Origin of the sequence: Gordonia cholesterolivorans (assembly GCF_039531975.1) — a bacterium.
GTDB lineage: Bacteria > Actinomycetota > Actinomycetes > Mycobacteriales > Mycobacteriaceae > Gordonia > Gordonia sihwensis.
Genome location: NZ_BAAARB010000044.1, coordinates 1 through 5,029, shown reverse-complemented (window position 1 = coordinate 5,029; position 5,029 = coordinate 1). Strand labels below are relative to the sequence as shown.

Here is a 5,029-nt window from a genome sequence, read left to right as displayed (position 1 = left end):
TGATGTGGAACCCGGACGTATCCGACGATCGGCGGCCTTGTCGTACCCGACAGGCACAATCAGCTCACAACCATCAATCCGAAACCGCACAGGCCAGGACGTCACCCCGATGAAATTTCGAGGCTAGAACTGCCTGGACCGGTTATCGGGGACCTGCCACGCCGACTAACGAGTTGGCCTGACGATTAGCCTGGGTGTTTCATGGGGATCTGCGGATCGCTGGGCGAAAATAGACCGAAGTGCTTCCTGAGCAGGGGAAACTGGGACTTGTCTAAGGTTCCATGTTCTCCAGCAGAAAGCACTCGGTAGGTGAAGCGTACTTCGTGGTCGGCCGGTCTGTCCGTTACTGCTGATGGTGTCGGGGTGATCGCCCACGCCGGGGCCATCGTGCCTCGACTTCTGGCTGATCAGGTCGGTCTGACCGCCGAGCTGTCAGGGGCCATGGCTCGCCGACAATTCATCCCGATCCACGACCGCGGCCGTGTGCTGATCGACACCGCGGTGATGCTCGCCGATGGCGGCGAGTCCATCTCCGACATCGGCGTCCTGCGCCACCAATCCGGGGCCCTGGGCCCGGTCGCCTCGGCGCCGACGGTGTGGCGCACACTCGATGAGGTCACTGCCGGCAAGCGCAAGAAGATCCAGGTCGCGCGTGCCCGCACGCGGCGGCACGTGTGGTCCCAACTGCCCGGCGGAGTACCCGCATCGGCGTGTGCGGGGCGGGATCTGGGATCGACGGTCGTGCTCGATGTGGATGCCACCATCGTGGTCACCCACAGCGAGAAGGAACATGCAACTCCGACATATAAGCGCACGTTCGGGTACCACCCGATCGGCGTGTGGTGCGACAACACAGAAGAGTTTCTCGCCGCGAGCTTGCGCCCGGGCAACGCCGGGTCGAACACCGCTGCCGACCACATCGACGTCCTGGGCCAGGCCATCGCGCAGATCCCCGCCAGTCATCGGCGTGATCTGCTGATCCGCTCCGACGGTGCCGGCGCCTCCCACGACTTGCTGGAGTGGATCACCGAGCAGAACCGCGTTCGTGGTCGACAGGTGGAGTACTCGGTCGGCTTCGCTATCACTGCCCCGATTCGCCGGGCCATCGCGACCTGCCCCGAAGCCGCGTGGGGACCAGCGCTCAACCCCAACGGGGACATCCGCGACGGGGCCGACATCGCGGAGCTGACCGGGTTCCTCGCTCCCGGGATGCTCGCAAAGTGGCCAGACGGGATGCGGGTGATCGTACGCCGCGAGCGGCCCCACCCCGGCGCCCAGTTGTCGATGTTCGAGGAGATCGATGGATGGCGCTACCAGGCTTTTGTCACCAACACCGCCACCGGCCAGCTGCAGTTTCTTGAAGCCAGGCATCGGGCTCACGCCCGGGTCGAGGACCGCATCCGCCACGCCAAAGACACCGGCCTGGGCAGGCTTCCCTCGCGGGAGTTCGCTCTCAACCAGGCTTGGCTGGTGGCGGTGATGATCGCCGCAGATCTGGTGGCGTGGACTCGGATGCTGGCCTGCACCGGCGACGCCGCAGTTCTGGCCTTGTGCGAGCCCAAAGCGCTGCGCTACCGCTTCCTTCACGTGGCAGCCCGACTGGTCCGTAGTGGCCGGCGGCGGCGCGTGAAGATTCCCGAAACATGGCCGTGGGCCACCGCCATCGTCGCAGTGTTCAACACGATCGCCGCGATCCCAAAACCCGCCTGACCTCACCTGCCCGCCCACGACATCACCACCCGGAGACCCGCCCACCGGCAGCGCCAGCCGGCACACACGCACGCCCACACGCGAAAACAAGCCCGCCGTCACCCGACAGCAGCAGTCACACCGGCCCGTGAATCAGCGGGGTTAGTCGGGCGAAAGTTCCAGTCGCCCGCCCACGTGATCACTATTGTCACGGCATCGGGGTCAACCCGCGACGCTTCATCAGGAGTGCTACGTCCTTCTTGTTGACATTCCGCTGCAGGCTATTGAGAACAGCGTGCTCGGTTTCCGGCGTCCAGAAGATCTGGAGGCGCTCACGCGTCCTGGTGATCGCCGTGTAGAAGACGTTGTGCGAGATGTCGTCCTCATTGGCATCAGTAATCACGACCTTCACTGAGTCGTACTCCAGGCCCTGAGCCTTATGAATCGAGACCGCATAGGCGACCTGGAACGGCACCGACCCGGATGTCGAGTCGTCATCATCGTCACCACTGCCTCGCTCGTAAACATCGAATCGGATCGTCGAGTTCTCGACGTAGCTGAGATCGAAGCCATCGACGTCAAACTCCGTCACCGGGCGGTCAAGCGACACGTCGAACTGGACCCGGCCGGGGAAGGTCTGAATGTCGACGATCTTTCCCTTGAGGTTGTTGTAGATGAGGGGCCGGAAGCGGTCAGTCTCATTGAAGAGAACAGGGTCGCCGACCTTGTAGGTAGAGGCTCCCCACGTTGTCGCGGCACCGGGGTTGCTGCTCTGAAGAAAGCGGTTGACGTTGTTGATGCCGTACAGGCCGTCGTAGTTCAGGCACAGGATGATCTCGTCGTCCCTCTGTGCTTGAAAGAGACTCTCGTTCAGCACCGTTGAGTAGCTGTTGCGGGCGAGTGTCTCGGCGATGTCTTCCTTCAAGTCGCGCACCGTCGACCACAAGTCCAGCAGATCAGCATTCTTAGTCCTGAACGGCGTCGTCAGCTCGAACACCGCCGTATCCGGTATGAAGGAGCGGGCAAGTGCGAACCAGTTGCCAAACTGGATGGACTCGATCTGGTAGACGTCTCCGACGAGCACGAGGAGCTTGAAGGACGTACGATCGATCACCTTGAGCAGGTCGGAATTGCTGACCGTGCTGCACTCGTCGATGACCAGCACGTCGTAGTCAGTCGCATCGGCGCGACCAATTTGACTGCTGATAGTGCGGAAGGTTGCCTTCTGTGCGTTGACTCGGCGCTTGAGATTATCGACGGCCGGGTTCGTATGGGCGAGGAAGAGCTTCTCGTTGCCATTGAAATAGTTGGCGATCAGGCTGACCATCGTAGACTTGCCCGTACCGGCCGCCCCGTAGATCAGCGCCACCTGCGAGTCGACGAACAACTCTTCGAGAGCTTGGACCTTGATTGGGTCGTCCGGAGCCGGAGTCGTTTGGGCGAGCCACAGTTTGACCGCGCTTTGGTAACCAGCAATGCCTGCCGCCGCGTACTCCTGCAACTTTTCGATGATCGCGGCCGTGCCGTCCTCGTACTCCCTGATGAAGACGTGTCCCTTGTCCTTCAGCATCGTGCGGCCTGTGTGCCTGTAGTACACCCGCGCGTTGTAGGCCGCCATCAGCGAGTCGACATCTCCAAGTGACTCGACATCGGCAACCGGCGTGTAGAGCATGCCGTGATCCTCGACATTAGTCTTCACCCGGCGAGCCAGAAGCTCGTGGGTACGCCCCGTCGTGTCCAGGCTCTCGGCGAGGTCAGCGAAGCGCGGGTTGTGGCCGAACAGTGAGGTGCAGAACGGCATACGGTCGAACGGCTTGCACCCGTATTGGAGGTGCAGATTCGACAGCACACCACACTCCTCATGAGCGTGCTGCAGTTTGATGATCTGGTTGTTCATCCGCAACATCAGATAGCGCAGGACATTGCAGCCTGGGCTCGCAGACCGGACCGCCTGACGTGCTAGGTCTAGAACCGGGAAGAGCCGCGGGTGCTGCGACTTCTTCGTGGCCCACGCTTTCAACGAGTCGTACTGCGCATCTCCCATGTCGACAATGTCGAGCAGGCTCGACGTCGTCGTTGTCAGATATTTCATCAGGTTCCGATACTCGGAACTTCCGGTCGAGGTCTTGATCTGCTGGTCGAATATCCGGGCGAAGTTGTCGAACTCACACGGACGAATCGACACCTCCCAGTCGCGAATAATCGTGATTGGCATCGTCTGACCCAGCACTTCGATCGAGTCACGTTCGAGGACGAGGTTTGCCGCGTACTTGTCGGTGATGTCGATGGTGGTGAAGCCGATGATGCGGTCGAACTTACTGACCCGATTGACGGCGTTATAGAAGGTCACCTCGTAGTAGACCTGCCCACTCGCGTAGAACGGGCGCACCGCGTGGATGTAATAGCGATCCTTCCGGGGCTCCATGAGCGGCACAGCTTGTACGGCAACAATCCGTTCGGCGATCTTCTGGTGGTACTCCTTCAATGACGGATCGAGATCGACGGGAAAGTCTTCAAGATTGCTCAGGATGTTGAGTCCGAGCTGGGTGTCCGCCAGGTTGCGGATGCGATGCAGGTAGTCGTAGTACTTGAGCATGAGTCGCTCTGATGGGTCGCCGCCCATCGTGTAGTGGGAAGTGCTGATCTGCAGTAGTTTGTGAAACCGCGATACGAAGTTGATTTTCCCCTTCGATCCGACGTGAGACATGGCTGCGCCCACTGCCGAATACTGAAACTCCACGTCGCCCCGACCGGCGTGGAGCCTGACCGCGACTCCCTCGACCAGGTTGCGGAGTTGGCTCAGGATATTCTGGGCAAGGAGCGCTCGATCATGGCTTAGCGCACTGATGTTGGACGAGATCGCATTTGCGGCGCTCTGGATCTGCTGGTCAACGGTACTCACGCCTCCGTCCGCACACCCTTTCCATCGAGCGCCCGAGTCAACGCCTCGTGCACGGTTTTTAAGATCACGCTGCCCTGCATGCTCGGGATTGCAAGACCGTCCTCGACGAGCCGACTAGCGATGACCCGCTTCCCCGGCAACGAATGGCCGTTCGCCTTCGCCCACTCACTAATGATCTTCGGCCAGAGCGACGTCCCATCGTCCGATAAATCCGGAACATCGGCTACTGTAATGCGCTCAGCGCCGGCAGCCTCATTGATGAGACTGACAACTACCCGCTTGTATGCGTCCGGGTCGAGCAGGTTCTCAAGTGGCAGGTCCCCGATAACCGGTCCAGGCAGTTCTAGAGCCAGTTCCTTGTTGTGATCGTCAGTCGATCTCGCAGCCCACAGGGTGATGTTGGTGGGTGCATCCGGCAGCGTACTCGGCCGGGGTTCG

At 60.9% G+C, this 5,029-nt stretch carries 3 protein-coding genes; 1 reads left to right on the top strand and 2 read right to left on the bottom strand.

Features of this window, described 5'->3' with window-relative positions; genetic code table 11:
• Positions 1–309 precede the first annotated feature (309 nt).
• Positions 310–1,710 carry an IS1380 family transposase gene (locus tag ABFX36_RS18750; RefSeq protein ID WP_067476669.1) on the top strand — a complete coding sequence of 467 codons (1,401 nt, stop codon included), beginning with the start codon at positions 310–312 and terminating at the stop codon, positions 1,708–1,710.
• Positions 1,711–1,897: 187 nt separating this feature from the next.
• Here the strand turns inward: ABFX36_RS18750 and ABFX36_RS18745 are convergent, their stop codons facing one another.
• The gene (locus ABFX36_RS18745) at positions 1,898–4,591 is read right to left on the bottom strand and encodes an ATP-dependent DNA helicase (protein WP_346077785.1); all 2,694 of its coding nucleotides are present in this window, start codon (positions 4,589–4,591) and stop codon (positions 1,898–1,900) included.
• Positions 4,588–5,029 (bottom strand): hypothetical protein (locus ABFX36_RS18740; protein ID WP_346077783.1); only part of this gene is annotated, 442 nt, incomplete at its 5' end. The genes ABFX36_RS18745 and ABFX36_RS18740, both read right to left, overlap by 4 nt.